Genomic DNA, 15,854 nt, shown 5'->3' with positions numbered 1-15,854 from the left:
ACTCGGCGACGGGGAGGTACGGGCGATGACCGGACTGGTGAACGGCACGAAGCCCGGCGCGCGCCCACTGCGCCCGACCGCGGGATCCGGGCGCGACCTGCTCCCCGCGTACACGGTGTGCGCGCTCACCGCGCTGTCGATGGTGGTGTGGGTGGTGCTCACGTTCGCCCACATGGCCGAGGCCGCCACCGTGTACGACGAGTTCGACTACGCGGTGCAGAACCTGCTGCTGGGCCTGGGCTTCGCGCTGTCCGGCATGTCGTTCCTCGCCCGCCGCGAGGCCGGGGTCCTCGTCTTCGGATGGTTCCTGCTGGTCACGGGGGCGCTGTCCGCGCTGGGCAACACCCTGGTCTTCACGGTCGCGCTGGCGGTGGCCCCCAGCGCTCTCAGTCTCGCCGCGTTCACCGTCTACGCGGTCTTCTACGCGCTGTTCGCGCTGCTGCTCTACACACTCCCGCTGTGGCTCCCCGACGGCCGCCTCGGCAGCCGGTGGACCCGCGCCTACGCCCTCGTCCTGTTGCCGTTGAGCCTGGCCCAGCAGCTCTACCACTGGAGCCGGATCGACACCTGGATGGGTGTGCCCAACCCGATGGGCCACGGCGACTGGGCGGCGTTCTGGCGGCGCACCGAGCCCGTCATGTCCTGGGTCGACGACATCGGGGCGCAGAGCGTGCTGGTCGTGGCCCTCGTGATCCTGGTCGTCCGGATGGTCCGCTCCCCGGACTACCGGCACGGCACCTACTGGGTCACCGTGCCCTACGCCTGGTGGAGCGTCACGATCCTGCTGCTGGGGCAGGGGCTCCTGCCTCCCTTCCTCGAACGTCCCCTGCAGTTCGCGGCGGCGGTGATGTGGCCGCTGCTGCTGGGCTATCTGCACGTCCGCTCACGGACCTGGTACCTGGACCGGGCCGCCCGCCGGCTCCTGGTCGCCCTGCTGCTGGCGTTCCTGACGGTCTCCGTGTCCACCGTGGCCGCCTGGCTGCTGCTGAGCCTCACCTCGGACCGGCCCGACACGACCGCCCTGCTCCCCGCCTGCGCCGTGGGACTGGTCGTCGGAGCCCTGCTGCGCCCCCTGTCCCGCTGGGCCTCACGCCTCGTGGAGCACTACTTCTACGGCGACCGGGCCCACCCCTACCAGGTGGTGCGCAACCTGGCCAAGCGGCTCAGCGACGCCCCCGACCCCAGTGACGCGCCGCAGCTGCTGGGCGACACGGTCGTGCGCACGCTCGGTCTGCCCGCGGCCTCGGTCACCGTCTCCACCCATCACGGTCCGCGCGAGCTGGTCAGGATCGAGGATCCGGGGCCCGGCGCGGAGCACTTCCCGATCGTGTACCGGGGCGAGGAGATCGGCCGTCTGGAGGTCTCGCCGCGCCCCGGCGAGCTGGCGCTCGACCCGCAGGACCGGGAGGCCGTGCAGGTGCTCGCGGCGCAGGCCGCCCCGGCGCTGGCCTCGCTGCGGCTGTACCAGGACCTGCAGAGCAGCCGCGAGCAGCTCATCCACACCCGCGAGGAGGAACGGCGCCGGCTGCGGCACGAGCTGCACGACGGGCTCGGGCCCGCGCTGTCGGGCCTGCGCCTCCAGGTCGACGCGGTCCGGCGCAGCGCGCAGCCGGCGGTGACGCGTCCGCTGACCGGGGTCTCCGACGGCATCGGGGACGCGATCCGGGAGCTGCGCCGCATCACCGACGGGCTGGCGCCGGCCGCGCTGGACGGCGCCGACCTGGCGCGGGCGCTGCGCCAGCTCGCCGAGCACCTCAGCAGCCGCAGCCTCACGATCTCGGTGGCGGTCGACCCCGATCCGCTGCCCGCGCTGCCGGCCGCGCTCCAGGTCGCCATGTACCGCATCACCGCCGAGGCCCTCAACAACGTCGTACGGCACTCGCACGCCGACCGGGCCCGGGCCGTGGTCAGCGCGGCCGACGGCCGGGTGAGTCTGCGGATCGCGGACAACGGCGACGGTTTCGCCGCGCACCAGGACGGCGCGGGCGTGGGCCTGCGCTCGATGGCGGAGCGCTCCGAGGAGCTCGGCGGCGCGTTCACGCTGACCAGCAGTGCGACGGGGACGGTCGTGGACGCGGCGTTCCCCGCCGGGCCCGGGACCATGTTGGGACATCGGACTCATGTGCCCGGGCGGGCGGGCGTCACAGACTCGTGAGCGATGGATCAACCCCGCGCAAGCGGAGTCGAAGGGAGCAGTACATGAAGCGCGAGCGGTCTTCGGGCCCGGCGAGCAAGAGGTCTTCGGGCCCGGCGAGGAAGAGGGTGGTGTACGCCCTCACGCGGCTCGCCGCCGCCCTGCACATCCCGGGGGCCAAGGCCCGGCTTGAAGCCCTCAGCTGTGTCCCGAACTGCACCTAGCACCAGGGACCGCACTGCCGCAGGCCGCCTCGCGGACATCCGCGAGGCGGCCTCTCACGTGCGCGCCCTGTGGCTCGCGGCGAACGCGTCGGCGGCCGTGAGGTCGAAGTCGCCGTGGTCGCTGCCGAGGCCCTGGGCGACGAGCGCGGCGGCGGCGCTGCCGAGGACGGCGGCGTCGCCCGGCGTGCGGCCCAGGCTCACGCCCCGCAGGTAGCCCGCCGAGAACGCGTCGCCGCACCCGGTGGTGTCGACGACGTCGATCACGAACGCGGGAACCGGTTCCGCGCCGTCCGCGGTCACCACGAGCGCGCCGTCCCCGCCGCGGGTGACCGCGACGACGCCCGCGCCGGCGGCGAGGAGCTTGCGTGCGCCGGTCAGCAGGTCGTCCTCGCCGGTGAAGCCGAGGACCTGGTCCTCGTTGGGCAGCAGATGGTCGACGTAGGGCAGCGCGGCCTCGAGCTGTTCGAAGCTGCCGAGGACGCCGGGGGCGAGCAGGTCCACGGAGGTGACGACGTCGTGCTCCTTGGCGTACGCCAGGATGCGCGCGGCCACCTCGACGCCGATCAGCTCGGGGCCGCCGAGGTGCAGGTGGGTGGCTTCGGCGAGGGCGTCCCAGGGGACGTCGTCGAGGCCGTAGGTGATGTTGGCGCCGAGCAGGTGCAGCGAGGGCCGGTCGCCGTTGGGGCGGATGGGCAGGACGCTCGCGGAGGTGGCGGTGTCGGTGCGTCTGACGAGGAACTCGGTGTCGATGCCCGCTCTGCCGAGGAGCTGCACCAGCATGTCGCCGGTGGGGTCGGAGCCGACGGCTCCCGCGCTGCGCACCTGCGCGCCGAGCTTGGCGAGGGTGAGGGCGGTGCCGCCGGCCGTCCCGGCGGCGGTCATCCGGATGTCCTCGACCAGCGTCGCGCCCTGTCCCTCGGGTATCGCGTCGACCGGCCGTACCAGTACGTCCAGCACATGGACGCCCATCGTGACGACCTTCATCGGCTCTCCTCCTGCGCGGGCGGTACGGGGTGGGTGGTGCCGTAGTTCCGGGCGATCGCGGCCTCGATCACCGCGAGCTGCTGCTGTTCGTCGAGGACCCGGGGCCGTCCCATGGCGGCCGCGCGCTGGTAGACGCCACAGGCCCATTCGAGCAGCAGCGCGTGCTCGACCGCCTGGTCGAGGGTGGTCGCATGGGTGACCGCGCCATGGTTCGCCATCAGGGCGGCGCTACGGCCGTCGAGCGCGGAGAGCACCGACTCGGCGAGCTCCGGGCTGCCGAAGGTGGCGTACGGCGCGACGCGCACGGTGCCGCCCAGCGCGAGCAACTGGTAGTGGATGCAGGGGAGTTCGTCGAGCACGCAGGACAGGGCGGTGACCATCGGGGCGTGGGTGTGGACGACGGCGCCCGTGCCGTAGCGCCCGTACACGCCTAGGTGGAGTTCCAGTTCGGAGGTCGGCCGCAGGGTCCCGGCCACGACTTTGCCGTCGAGGTCGACCACGGTCACCTGGTCCGGGGTGAGTTCGGCGAGGGCCGCTCCGGTCGCGGTGATCGCGACCCGGTCCCCCGTGCGCACGCTCACGTTCCCCGATGTGCCGATGAGGAGGCCCTCGGCCCCCAGGCGCCGGCAGGCGTCGGCCACGGCGGCCCGCTCCTGACCCAGCGCGGAGCTTGAGTCCGTCATGGCCGCGACGCTAGCCTAAACGTGAAACAAAGTCACGTTCAGGTTCGGAGGTATTTCGGTGGGTCGGTCGGCCGCAGAATCCGGCTCGGAGTCCGGTGCAGGATCCGGCGCGGAGTCCGGCGGGGCGCAGGGTCCCGTCCCGGGCGTCACCCCCTTGCGCCGCACCCCCCGGCAGGCACGCAGCAGGGCGCGGCTGGCCCTGCTGCTGGAGGCGGCCGAGCGCCTCCTGGTCGACGAGGGCGTCGAGGCGCTCACCACGACGCGGGTCGCGGCCGCGGCCAAGGTGTCGGTCGGCTCGCTGTACCAGTACCTCCCGGACCGCGGCGCGATCATCGACGCCCTCGCGGCGGGCTACTTCGCGCGCCTGGAGTCGGTGATGGACGACCTGGCGCGCAGCGCGGCGCAGGAGCCCTGGGACGACCCCGTCGGCGTGCTCGTCGACGCGTACGCCGGGATCTACCGCACCGAACACGGCTTCCGCGCCCTGTGGTTCGGCAGCGGGCTGACCGAGCAGACCCGCGCCGCCGACCGGGAGCACAAGCGCCGGATGGCCGACGGCATCCGCCGGGTCCTGCTCGCGCTGGAGGTCGCCCGCGACGACGAGGCGCTGGCCCGGTCCTGCCATGCGGCGATCCTCGCCGCCGACGCACTAGCCCAGGAGGCCTTCCGCCGCGACCCCCAGGGCGACGCGGCCCTCCTGGCGGAGGCGAAGGTGATGCTGCGCGGCTACCTGGCGGAGGTGACGGCCCGCTACTGACTCTCTCCGGGAGACGTCGCACGCCCGCCGGTTGCCGCCGACCTCGGCGACACAGCAGCCGAGCCGATGGCATCCCACCCCTAGACATCCGATCTATTCACCGGCGACGATGATCGCGCCCCGGGAAGGGCACCGATGCGACCGTCAATTCCTCTGTGAAAGAGCCGATGAATGGGCCTGGAGATCTTACCGTGATCAATGAATTCCCACCGCAGCGACGCAGCATCCTCAAGTACGGCGGAGCCCTCGCCCTTGCCCCTCTGCTCACCGAGCCGGCCGGCGGAACCCCCGTGGGACAGGCCGTCGCCGCAGGAACCGACGCGCCCGCGGCCGTCCGGTGGCCGACCCTGTCCCGCAAGGCGCTGACGTACTCCGTACCCGCCGTCGACTGGGAGTCGCAGGCCCTGCCGATCGGCAACGGCCGACTGGGCGCCATGCTCTTCGCCGATCCCGACGAGGAGCGCATCCAGTTCAACGAACAGAGTCTGTGGGGCGGGGTCAACGACTACGACAACGCTCTGGCGGGCAAGCCGGACAGCGACTTCGACACCGGCATGACCGGCTTCGGCTCGTACCGGAACTTCGGCGACGTCGTCGTCGCCTTCGCCACCCGTGCGCGTCCGAAGGTCACGGCCCCGGGGGGACCGTACAGCTCGTCCTCGTCGGAGGGCGTCGACAACACCTACGACGGCGACCCGAGCACCAAGTGGTGCATCGAGGGGCCTGGTTCGAAGGTGCAGTGGCAGGTCGAGCTCCCCGACCCCGTCGCGGTCGCGTCCTACCGTCTGACGAGCGCCAACGACGTGCCGCAGCGCGACCCGCAGGAGTGGACGTTCTCCGGTTCCGCCGACGGCGCCACCTGGACCACGCTGGACGGCCGCACGCTGGAGACGCCCTTCGAGAGCCGGTTCCAGACGAAGGAGTTCACCTGTGCCGCCACCGCGGCCTACCGCTTCTACCGGTTCGACTTCGTCCCCAAGGCGGGCGTCAGCCACTTCCAGGTGAGCGAGATCGGCCTGTCCGGCGTCGACCTCGGCGGGGCCGGCCCGACGTACCTGTCGTCGCCGAGCGGACACTCCAAGGGATCCGGCGCCGGATCCCGGGCCACGGACATCTCGCGTTCGGTGGACGGCGATCCGGCCACGGTCTGGCGGGTCGACGGCGCCGCACCGGCGGTCGTCTGGCAGGCCGAGCTGACCCGCGAGGCCGTCGTCACCTCGTACACGCTGACGGCGGCCCCGGACCGGCCGCGGGACGACCCCCGGCGATGGCGGCTCGAGGCGTCGCAGGACGGGCGCGCCTGGACGACCCTCGACACGCAGAAGCCCGCAAAGCCCTTCGCCGGCCGCGGCGAGAGGCGGACCTTCCAGGTCGCCAACAGCACGGCCTACCGCGTGTACCGGCTCACTCTGACCCCCGGCGCGTCCTCCACCGGCCTGCAGATCGGGGAGATCGCGCTGACAGGCGCGGGCTTCGACACGCGCACGCAGCGGACGGTCGTCGACTACCGGCGCAGCCTCGACTTCACGCAGGGCGTCCACGTCACCCGCTTCGGCGCGCCGGGACGGCGCGTCCTGCGCGAGGCCTTCGCCGGCCGGTCCGCGGACGTCATGGTCTTCCGGTACACGTCGGACGCCGCCCGGGGGCTCTCCGGAGCGATCTCGCTGACGTCCGGGCAGGACGAGGCCCCGACGAGCGTCGACGCCGCCGCCGGGCGGATCGCCTTCCGCGGCGTCATGGGCAACGGACTCAGGCACACGTGCACCGTCCAGGCCGTGCACACCGACGGCGACCTCCGCGCCGACGGGTCGGTGCTCCGGTTCAGCGGCTGCACGACCCTGACCCTGTTCCTCGACGCCCGCACCGACTACAAGCTCGACGCCGCCGCCGGGTGGCGCGGACCCGATCCGCAACCGATCGTCGAAAGGACGCTGGCCAGGGCGGCCGCCCGGTCCTACGACGAGCTGCGCGCCGAGCACACCGCCGAGACCCGCGCCCTCATGAACCGGGTCTCGGTCGCCTGGGGCGCCTCCGACGCCGCCGTCGTCGCCCTGCCGACCGACGCCCGGCTGGCGCGTTACGCGGCGGGCGGTCAGGACCCGACGCTCGAGCAGACGATGTTCGACTACGGCCGCTACCTGCTGATCAGTTCCTCTCGCCCGAACGGCCTGCCCGCCAATCTGCAGGGGCTCTGGAACGACAGCAACCAGCCGGCGTGGGCCTCCGACTACCACACCAACATCAATGTCCAGATGAACTACTGGGGAGCCGAGACGACGAACCTGTCGGAGTGCCATGAGGCGCTCGTCCGGTTCGTCCAGGAGGTGGCGGTGCCCAGCCGTGTGGCGACCCGCAACGCCTTCGGCGAGGACACGCGCGGCTGGACCGCCCGCACCAGCCAGAGCGTCTTCGGCGGCAACTCATGGGAGTGGAACACCGTCGCGAGCGCCTGGTACGCCCAACACCTGTACGAGCATTGGGCGTTCACCCAGGACCTGGACTATCTCCGCACCGTCGCCCACCCGATGATCAAGGAGATCTGCGAGTTCTGGGAGGACCAGCTCAAGGAGCGCGAGGACGGGCTCCTCGTCGCGCCGAACGGCTGGTCCCCCGAGCACGGGCCGCGCGAGGACGGCGTCATGTACGACCAGCAGATCATCTGGGACCTGTTCCAGAACTACCTCGACTGCGAGGCGGTGCTCAAGGCGGATCCCGCCTACCGGACCAAGATCGCGGACCTCCAGGCACGCCTCGCGCCGAACAAGATCGGCCAGTGGGGTCAGCTCCAGGAGTGGCAGGAGGACCTGGACAGCCCCACCGACATCCACCGCCACACCTCGCACCTCTTCGCGGTCTACCCGGGCCGCCAGATCACCCCGGGAACGCCTGCCTTCGCGGCCGCCGCGCTCGTCTCGCTCAAGGCGCGGTGCGGCGAGAAGGAGGGCGTCCCGTTCACGGCCGCGACGGTGTCCGGCGACAGCCGACGCTCATGGACCTGGCCCTGGCGGGCGGCGCTCTTCGCCCGCCTGGGAGACGGGCATCGCGCCCAGATCATGCTGCGCGGGCTGTTGACCTACAACACGCTGCCCAACCTGTTCGGCAACCACCCGCCCTTCCAGATGGACGGCAACTTCGGCATCACGGGCGCCGTGGCGGAGATGCTCCTGCAGAGCCACGACGGCGTCGTCCACCTGCTGCCCGCCCTGCCGGACGCGTGGAAGGCCGAGGGGTCCTTCACCGGGCTCCGCGCCCGTGGCGGCTACGAGGTCGGCTGCGCGTGGCGGGACGGGAAGGTCACGTCCTACAGCGTCGTGGCCGACCGGGCGCGCAACCGGAGGAGCGTCACCGTGCGGGTGAACGGCGTCGACAAGAAGGTGAAGCCGATCAAGCCCTGACGACGGCAGCGGAAAGGGCTGTTTCGGATTGCTCCGAAACAGCCCCTGAGCTGTGACTCCTTCGAGTCGGGACGACAGGATTTGAACCTGCGACCCCTTGACCCCCAGTCAAGTGCGCTACCAAGCTGCGCCACGTCCCGTCGCGCTTCCGCGGCGGTGAACCGCGGGAACGCGCAGGTAAACCCTACCGTACGCGGGCCGGTGCGGCGGCCGGGGCCGGCTGCGCGGTCGGGGCCGGTTGCGCGGTCGGGGCCGCGGGGCGGGCGGTGCGGCGGACGGGGACCAGGAGGGCGGCGAGGGCCGCGCCCAGGCAGAGCAGGGCCAGCAGGGTGAAGCCGTGGGTGTAGCCGGAGTCGTAGGGCAGGCCCGAGGGCTGGAGTCGGCCGGTGACCAGAACGCCGGTGACGGCCGCGCCGATGGAGCCGCCGATGGTGCGGATGTTGGCGTTCATGCCGGTGGCCGCGCCGGTCTGCTCGGCGGGAACGCTGCCGACGATCAGGTTGGCCATGGAGGCGAAGGCGAGCCCGATCCCGAGGCCGAACACGCCTGCCACAAGGGCGACTTGCCACTGGCGGTCGTGCCAGAGGGCGAGGAAGCCGAGGGCCAGGGCGCCGAGCGCGGCGCCGGTGGTGAGCAACGTCTTGGCGCCGAGGCGGGGTTCGAGGCGGCCGCTGAGCACGCCGGAGACGAACATCGCGACCAGCATCGGCAGCATGAGGAGCCCGGAGGCGGTGACGCTGGCGCCGAAGCCGTAGCCGGCCGTGGACGGGGTCTGGACGAAGCCGGGCAGGAAGGACCAGATCGCGTACATGCCCGCGCCGAACAGCAGGGCGGCGAGGTTGGTCGTCCACACGGCGGGCAGCCGCATGATGCGCAGGTCGATGAGCGGGCTGCGGGAGCGGGCCTCGGTCAGCAGCCACAGGACGAACAGGACGACGGCGAGGGCGAACAGACCGATCACGCGGACCGATCCCCAGCCCCAGCCCCCCGCCTGACTGAGCGGCAGCAGCAGGGCGACCAGCCAGCCCGACAGCAGCACCGCGCCGAGCCAACTGACCTTGCCCTCGGCCCTGTTGGGCGACTCGGGCACGTAGCGCAGGGCGATCAGCGCGGCGGCGGCGACGATGGCGACGGGGATCCAGAACAGCCAGCGGTAGTCGAGCGCGGAGACGATGGGTCCGGCGGCGACCATGCCGACGCCGCCGCCGGCGGCGATGACGGCGGACAGGTTGCTGATGCTGCCGGGCACCTCGGAGGCGGCGAACTCGTCCCGGATGATGCCGAAGGACAGCGGGAACAGGGCGCCGCCGACGCCCTGGACGACCCGGGCGACGATCAGGACGCCGATGGTCGGCGCGAGCGCGGCGAGCAGACAGCCCGCCAGGACGGCGACCAGGACCGCGACGAGGGTGCGCTTCTTGCCGATCAGGTCGCCGACGCGGCCGAGGATCGGGGTGAAGACGGAGGCGGACAGCAGATACGCGGTCATCACCCAGGTCGCGGTGGACTGCGAGGTGTGCAGGGCGTGCTGGACGGTCGGCAGGGCCGGCGCTATCAGCGACTGGAGCATGGAGAACACGCCGGCGCCGGTCGCGAGGACCGCGAAGGTGACGCGGGTGGAGGTGCGAGGCATGAGAGACCTCTCGGAAAGCGGAAAGAGGAAAGAGGAGCCGAAAGAGGAGCCGAAGGAGAGGCCAAGGACAGGCCGAAGGAGGAGGAAGGGGAGAAGAGGGCCTCGGACTGTTAAAGTGGAGGCACCCCTCCACTGTAGCGGAGGCACCCCTCCGGTTCAACCGGGTCCACTCGGGAGGCAGCAGTGACGGCCCAGCCGTTCCCCGTCAGCGAGATCGTCGCGGCCCAGCGCCCGCAGCGTAAGGACGCGGCGCGCAACTACGACGCGCTGCTGGCCGCCGCGCGCGAGGCGTTCGCCGAGCACGGCTCCGAGGCGTCCCTGGAGGACATCGCCCGGCGCGCGGGCGTCGGCATCGGCACCCTGTACCGCAACTTCCCGACCCGCCGGACGCTGTTCGAGAGCGTCTACGCGGACGAGGTCAACGCGCTGTGCCGGGCGGCCGTGGAACTCGCCGGCCTGGAGCCCTGGAAGGCGCTCACGTCCTGGCTCGACCGGTTCGTGGGCTACATGGTCACCAAGCGGGCGGTGCGCGAGGCGCTGGAGGACGGGTCGGAGATCTTCCAGGCCTGCCGCGACTCGATGTACGCGGCGGGCGGCCCGCTGTTCGAGCGGGCGCAGCAGGCCGGGCAGGCGCGGGCGGACATGGACTTCGGCGATCTGCTGCGCCTGGTCGCGGGCATCACGGCGACCGCCTTCGTGGACGACGCCCAGCGCGACCGCGTCCTGGCCATCGCCCTGGACGGGGTGCGCGCCGGGCGCTGAGGCTGCGGGAGCCGAGGCTTCGGGCGCTGAGGCTTCGGGAGTTGAGGCTTCGGGAGTTGAGACTTCGGGGTCAGCCCGCGAGCGGGTGGCCCGGGTCCAGCAGCCGCGCGATCCGCTCGGTGACGGTCTGCGCGGTGTTGCCGCCGGGCGCGTTCGGACCCACCGTCGTGGACACGGCGATGGACAGCCGCTTGTGCGGCTCGTACGCCATCACGGCCGCGTAGCCGAAGAAGGACGGGTTCTGCACCACCCAGCCGTTCTTGACGACCACGCCGACGCCGAAGTGGAAGTCCTTGGTCATGGGCAGACAGATCGTCGCCGGGCAGCTGGCGGTGGGGTGGCCGAGGCCGACCGTGCCCGGGTTCAGCTGGGTGCGGAAGGAGCGCTTCGACAGCAGCTCGCCCGAACCGACGGCCTGCCCGGAGCGGGCGAGGTCGCAGACGTCCTGGGTCAGGATGGCGCCGGGGGCGGTGGTCCAGGAGGGGTTCCAGTACGTGGACTCCTCGTAGGTCCCGCGCTCGTCGTCGTAGGCGTGCAGCACGGGCTGCGGGATGACCGCGGTGTCGTTGCTGCGCGTGTTGCGCAGCCCGAGGGGGCCGATGACGCGTTGTCGCAGCAGCCGGTCGAGCGGGGTGTGGGTGATCTTCTCCAGGGCGCGGCCGAGGAGGACGAAGTTGGCGTGCGAGTAGCTCCAGTTGGTGCCGGGCTTGTACCACAGGGGGTGGCTCAGGGAGATTCCGACGACCTCCCTGGGGGTCCAGTGCTGCCACGGGTCGGCGTAGAGCTTCTTCAGGAAGACCGGGTCCGAGACGTAGTCGTGCAGACCCGAGGTGGAGTCGCCGAGCATGCGCAGGGTGATCTTGTCGGCGTGCGGCAGGTGGGGCAGCCAGCGGGAGACCGGGTCGTCCAGGCCGACCTTGTGCTCCTCGACGAGCTGGAGCAGCACGGTGCCGAGGAAGGCGATGCCGACCGATCCGGTCCTGAAGTGCATGGCTGGGGTGGCGGGCACGTCCGTCATGGACTCGCCGACCGCGCCGGTGACGAGTTCACGCCCGTCGACCGTGACCTTGACCAGGGCGGCCTTGAGGTCGAGGTCCTTGCGGGCCTTGCGGGCGATGTCGAGGACCTTGCGCGCCTGGCCCTGCGGGTTGCGGGTCGCGGCGCAGGCCCGGTCATGGGGCGGGGGGCCGGCGGTGGCGACCGCCGTCTGGAGCGTCGAGGCGAGGAGAGCGGCGGCACACAGCACCGCCGTACGGGTACGCGTCATACGGGCACTATGGGTCGACCGCCGCGACGCCCCCGTGGACAACACTCCGGGCGACGCCTCCCCGGACCCGTACGGCGGATGCCGTGGAAAAGCGGCGCTCTTGACAGGCTTTTTGGTCTGACCTTTGATAGGTTCAACCAATCAGCGGCCGGTAGAGGGGTGTCCCCGCCGTGGACTTCGAGCTGACCGAGGACCAGAACACGATCCGCAAGGCCGTCGCCGGTCTCCTCAAGGACTTCGACGACCGGTACTGGATGGAGAAGGACCGCGATCACGTCTTCCCCTCCGAGTTCTACGACGCCGTCGCGCGCGGCGGCTGGCTGGGACTGACCGTCCCCGAGGAGTACGGCGGTCACGGCCTCGGCATCACCGAGGCCACGCTGCTGCTGGAGGAGGTCGCGCGCTCCGGCGGCGGGATGAACGCCGCCAGCGCGATCCACCTGAACGTCTTCGGCATGCATCCCGTGGTGCTGCACGGCTCCGAGGAGCTGAAACGACGGACCCTCCCCCGCATCGCCACGGGCGACCTGCACGTCTGCTTCGGGGTCACCGAGCCGGGCGCCGGGCTGGACACGACGAGCATCACGACGTACGCGCGACGCGACGGTGACGCGTACGTCGTCAGCGGCCGGAAGGTGTGGATCTCCAAGGCGCTGGAGTCGGAGAAGATCCTGCTGCTCACGCGCACGGCGAAGCGCGACGCGGGGGCCAGGCCCACGGACGGGATGACGCTGTTCCTCACCGACCTCGACCGGGCCCGGGTGGACGTCCGTCCGATCCCGAAGATGGGCCGCAACGCGGTCACCTCCAACGAGCTGTTCATCGACGAGCTGCGGGTGCCCGTCGAGGACCGGGTCGGCGAGGAGGGCCAGGGGTTCCGGTATCTGCTCGACGGACTCAACCCCGAGCGCATGCTGATCGCCGCCGAGGCGCTCGGCATCGGCCGCGTCGCCCTGGAGCGGGCGGTGCGCTACGGCAACGAGCGCGAGGTGTTCGGACGGCCCATCGGCATGAACCAGGCCGTCCAGTTCCCGCTCGCCGACTCGCTGGCCCGCCTCGACGCGGCCGAACTGGTGCTGCGCAAGGCGACCTGGCTGTACGACCAGGGCCGGCCCTGCGGGCGGGAGGCCAACACCGCCAAGTACCTCTGCGCGGACGCCGGGTTCGACGCCGCCGACCGCGCGCTGCAGACGCACGGCGGCATGGGCTACTCCGAGGAGTACCCGATCGCCCGCCTCTTCCGCGAGGCCCGGCTGATGCGGATCGCGCCGGTCAGCCAGGAGATGGTCCTGAACTATCTGGGCTCGCACACGCTGGGCCTGCCGCGCAGCTACTGAACAGCCACCGCATATCCACCGAGGAGTGGAAGATGACCGACAGCACGGGCCTGTTCGATCTGACGGGACGTTCGGCGCTGGTCACCGGCGCGGCCGGCGGCATCGGCGCGGCGGTCGCCGAGGCGCTCGCCCGGGCCGGCGCCGCGGTGCTGGTGACCGACGTGGACGGCACGGCCGCGGCGACCGTCGCCGGGAAGCTCACCGCCGCGGGGCATACGGCGGACAGCGCGGCGCTCGACGTGACGGACCGTACGGCGGCCGACGCGGCGGCGGCGCGGGCGGCCGGGCTCGCCGACGGGACGCTGCACATCCTGGTGAACAACGCCGGGGTCACCGCCCCGGCCATGTTCGAGAAGCTGGAGGAGGACTCCTTCCGGCGGATCCTCGACGTCCATGTCCTCGGCGCCTACCACTGCGCGCAGGCGGCCCTGCCGTTCCTGCCCGAGGACGGCCGGGGGCGGATCATCAACGTGACCTCGTCCGCGGGCCTGGTCGGCACCCTGGGCCAGGTGAACTACTCGGCCGCCAAGGCCGGGATCATCGGCCTGACCAAGTCCCTGGCCCGCGAACTGGCGCGCCGGCGCGTCCTGGTGAACGCGCTGGCGCCGCTCGCCGCGACGCCGATGACCGAGACCATCCGCACGAACGAGAAGTTCGCCGCCCCGATGCTGGCCCGGATCCCGCTGGGCCGCTGGGCCGAGCCGGAGGAGGTCGCGGGGGCGTTCGTCTTCCTCGCCTCCGACGCCGCGTCGTTCGTGACGGGGCAGGTGCTGCCGGTGGACGGCGGCATGGTCATGTGACGGAGACGTCGGCGGGGACGGCATGGTCATGTGACAGCGGCCCGCGCCCCTGTGTTGAATGGCCGATGTTGAACGGTCCGGCCGAAACGGGCCCCGACGAGAGGCCTCCACCCCGTGACCGGCTCCGAGCACCCCGCCCCCGCCCCGCGCTCCGAGCACCCCGCCCCGCGCTTCGGCACGCTGACCGTCCCGAAGGCGTCGGACGTGCTGGCGGCGGAGGTGCGCGAGCGGATCCTGTCCGGGGAGCTCGGCGAGGGCACCGCCCTGCCCCCGGAGCGGCAGCTCGTCGAGCAGACGGGACTCAGCCGGGCCACCGTGCGGGAGGCGCTGCGGATCCTGGAGGTCGAGGGGCTTGTGGACATCCGCCCCGGGCGCGGCGGCGGGGCCTTCGTGCACCGGCCGGGGCGTGAGTCCCTGGCGAGCACCGTGCAGTTGGTGATCCGCGGCCAGCGGATCCGGCTGGCGGCGCTGCACGAGACGCGCGAGGCGGTCGAGCCGACCTGCGCCGCACTGGCGGCGCAGCGCCGCACGGACGAGGACCTCGCGGAACTCGACGCCGCCAACGCCGAGTTGATCGAGGCGGGCGACGACATCCAGCGCTTCCTGCGGGCCAATGTGCGCTGGCACAACGCGGTGGCGCGGGCCAGCGGCAACGAGCTGCTCATCGGGTTCCTCAGCGCGCTCTCGCAGGCGATCCACGCGGCCACGGACCTGGAGCAGTTCATGGACGCCGGCATCCGGGAGGTCACCGCCCGCGCGCACACGAGGATCACCGAGGCCGTCCGGGCGGGCGACTCGGCGGCGGCCATGCGGCGGATGTCCCGGCATGTGTGCGGGTTCGCGCGCGCGGCCGCCGAGGTGGACGGGCGGGAGCGCGTGGAGCTGACGAAGCCCGAGAGCTGACCCCCACCCCCTGACCCCCGCCCTCACCCTCACCCTCACCCTCACCCTCACCCTCACCCCACTGTCCTGCCCCCACTCCACTGTTCTGCCCCCCACTCATTCGAGAATGTGATTCTCTAATTCGCGCAACACCATTGACAGTTTCGGTCTGACCTTTCATACCATCCGGGTATGAGCGAGGTGAGTCCAAGTCCCGTACTGACCGTGGCCGCCGACGGCGACGTCCGCGTGGTCACGCTGAACCGCCCCGACCGGCTGAACGGCGTGTCCGAAGATCTCCACCGCAGGCTCTCCGAGGTGTGGCGGGAGCTCGCGGACGACAGCAAGGCGCGTGCCGTCGTCCTGACCGGCGCGGGGCGGGCGTTCAGCGCGGGAGGCGACCTCGACCATCTGCGCCGCCACCACACCGATCCGGAGCTGCGGGAGCGGTCGATCCGCCTCGACCGGACGATCCAGACCGAGATGATCCGCTTCCCGCTGCCGGTCGTCGCCGCCGTCAACGGCCCGGCGGTGGGCCTGGGTTGCTCGCTCGCGCTCGGCTGCGACCTGGTGCTGATGGCCGAGGACGCCTATCTGGCCGACCCGCATGTGTCGGTCGGTCTGGTGGCGGGCGACGGCGGGGTGACGCTGTGGCCGCTGCTGACCAGTCTGCTGCGGGTCAAGGAGTACCTCTTCACCGGCGACCGGATCCCGGCCGCCGTCGCGGTCGAACTGGGCCTGGCCAACCGGGTCGTGCCCGGCGACCGGCTGTTGGAGGAGGCGCTGGCCCTCGCCCACCGGCTGGCCGCCCAGCCCGCCGAGGCGCTGCGCGCCACGAAGGCCGCTCTGTCGGCGGTCGTCGAACAGGTCTCGCGCGGCGGCATGGAGGCGGCGCTGCTGGCGGAGCGGGCCACGATGACCAGCCCGGACCACATCCGCATCGTCGAATCACTCGCCTCCCGGTCCGCCCGCCGGGCGGCGGCCGAGGAGGACTGA

At 72.0% G+C, this 15,854-nt stretch carries 12 protein-coding genes and 1 tRNA gene; 8 read left to right on the top strand and 5 right to left on the bottom strand.

The genetic code is table 11. From position 1 onward, the window contains the following. Positions 1-25: 25 nt before the first annotated feature. A complete protein-coding gene (locus OG562_RS37445) occupies positions 26-2,155 on the top strand; it encodes a sensor histidine kinase (protein ID WP_266406000.1) in 2,130 nt (709 codons plus the stop codon). Positions 2,156-2,412: 257 nt separating this feature from the next. On the opposite strand, the gene OG562_RS37440 is transcribed toward OG562_RS37445, so the two are convergent. Both OG562_RS37440 and OG562_RS37435 read right to left on the bottom strand, forming a co-directional pair. Next, a complete protein-coding gene (locus OG562_RS37440) occupies positions 2,413-3,342 on the bottom strand; it encodes a carbohydrate kinase family protein (protein WP_266405998.1) in 930 nt (309 codons plus the stop codon). Further along, entirely contained in the window at positions 3,339-4,025 is a 687-nt protein-coding gene (locus tag OG562_RS37435; protein WP_266405996.1) for a class II aldolase/adducin family protein, read from the bottom strand. The genes OG562_RS37440 and OG562_RS37435 overlap by 4 nt, the downstream gene beginning before the upstream one ends. 154 nt (positions 4,026-4,179) lie before the next feature. Here OG562_RS37435 and OG562_RS37430 point away from each other — a divergent pair, with 154 nt between their 5' ends. After that, positions 4,180-4,782, top strand: a complete 603-nt coding sequence (locus OG562_RS37430) for a TetR family transcriptional regulator (RefSeq protein WP_266405995.1) — start codon at positions 4,180-4,182, stop codon at positions 4,780-4,782. A 191-nt stretch (positions 4,783-4,973) separates the two neighbouring features. Continuing rightward, on the top strand, positions 4,974-8,177 hold the full coding sequence (locus OG562_RS37425; RefSeq protein WP_266405994.1) for a glycoside hydrolase N-terminal domain-containing protein: 3,204 nt from the start codon (positions 4,974-4,976) through the stop codon (positions 8,175-8,177). A gap of 66 nt (positions 8,178-8,243) precedes the next feature. Here OG562_RS37425 and OG562_RS37420 read toward each other — a convergent pair. After that, positions 8,244-8,317 (bottom strand) — tRNA-Pro (locus OG562_RS37420). 44 nt (positions 8,318-8,361) lie between these two features. Beyond that, complete coding sequence (locus OG562_RS37415) at positions 8,362-9,810, bottom strand: MFS transporter (protein ID WP_266405992.1); 1,449 nt, start codon at positions 9,808-9,810, stop codon at positions 8,362-8,364. Between the two features lie 183 nt (positions 9,811-9,993). On the opposite strand from OG562_RS37415, the gene OG562_RS37410 reads away from it, so the two are divergent. After that, entirely contained in the window at positions 9,994-10,572 is a 579-nt protein-coding gene (locus OG562_RS37410) for a TetR/AcrR family transcriptional regulator (RefSeq protein ID WP_266405990.1), read from the top strand. 70 nt (positions 10,573-10,642) lie between these two features. Here OG562_RS37410 and OG562_RS37405 read toward each other — a convergent pair whose 3' ends face one another. Next, positions 10,643-11,839 carry a serine hydrolase gene (locus tag OG562_RS37405; RefSeq protein ID WP_266405989.1) on the bottom strand — a complete coding sequence of 399 codons (1,197 nt, stop codon included), beginning with the start codon at positions 11,837-11,839 and terminating at the stop codon, positions 10,643-10,645. 170 nt (positions 11,840-12,009) lie between these two features. Between OG562_RS37405 and OG562_RS37400 the strand changes: the two genes are divergently transcribed. From OG562_RS37400 to OG562_RS37385, 4 genes are all read left to right on the top strand, one after another. Continuing rightward, positions 12,010-13,176 (top strand): acyl-CoA dehydrogenase family protein, encoded by a 1,167-nt coding sequence (locus OG562_RS37400; RefSeq protein ID WP_266405987.1) that lies wholly within the window; start codon positions 12,010-12,012, stop codon positions 13,174-13,176. Positions 13,177-13,208: 32 nt separating this feature from the next. Further along, positions 13,209-13,976: an SDR family NAD(P)-dependent oxidoreductase gene (locus tag OG562_RS37395; RefSeq protein ID WP_266405985.1), complete on the top strand. Its 768-nt coding sequence runs from the start codon at positions 13,209-13,211 to the stop codon at positions 13,974-13,976. Between the two features lie 114 nt (positions 13,977-14,090). Next, complete coding sequence (locus OG562_RS37390; protein WP_266405983.1) at positions 14,091-14,879, top strand: FadR/GntR family transcriptional regulator; 789 nt, start codon at positions 14,091-14,093, stop codon at positions 14,877-14,879. Between the two features lie 171 nt (positions 14,880-15,050). Then, a complete protein-coding gene (locus OG562_RS37385) occupies positions 15,051-15,854 on the top strand; it encodes an enoyl-CoA hydratase/isomerase family protein (protein ID WP_266405981.1) in 804 nt (267 codons plus the stop codon).

It is taken from the genome of Streptomyces sp. NBC_01275 (assembly GCF_026340655.1).
Classification (GTDB): Bacteria; Actinomycetota; Actinomycetes; order Streptomycetales; family Streptomycetaceae; genus Streptomyces.
Note: the sequence above shows the minus strand (reverse complement) of the source record. Positions and strands in the feature narration are given on the sequence as shown.